Here is a 571-nt window from a genome sequence, read left to right on the forward strand (position 1 = left end):
GACGCTGTAATTTGGCCAGTTTTACTTGATTGGCTTTAAAGCTGTTCTTAGGTTTAATGTACTGACCGTTTGAGGTGGTGAGTAGTTTGCTGATACCCATGTCCAAGCCAATGGCGGTTTTAGAGGGATGGCGAGGGTTTTCAGTCAGTTCGCGCTCTGTGCCAAACGACACGTACCAGTGCCCTGACTTCTTGCTGATGGTGATGTTTTTAATCGTGCCAATAACGTCTTGCGATTTTCTGAATTTCACCAGACCAATGCCATTAGGCAGTTTTACTCGATTGCCCTCAACACGGCAGTATTTATCAAACTGAACCAAGCGAATTGAGTCATACCCATCGGATTTGCGCTTAAATTGTGGCATCAACGGTCGTCGTTGAATCTCTGTGCCATCAGCAAGTTTAAAGAACTTGGGTTTGCGAGGTTTCTTTTTATTTTCTTTTAGCTTGGCATGTGCTTTAGGATCAAAGAAACGCGACCAGCTTGATGCCAGATCACGTACTTTTTGTTGTAAGGATACAGCGTTTGAGCTGGTTTTTAAGAACTCGAAATCAGGATTGCTCTTTAGATC

1 pseudogene is annotated in these 571 nt (G+C 43.6%); it reads right to left on the reverse strand.

Going from position 1 to position 571, the window contains the following annotated elements:
• Positions 1 to 571: pseudogene (locus JMX83_RS15080) on the reverse strand (RNA-guided endonuclease InsQ/TnpB family protein); the annotation flags it as partial.

The organism is Psychrobacter piscatorii, assembly GCF_904846415.1.
GTDB lineage: Bacteria > Pseudomonadota > Gammaproteobacteria > Pseudomonadales > Moraxellaceae > Psychrobacter > Psychrobacter piscatorii.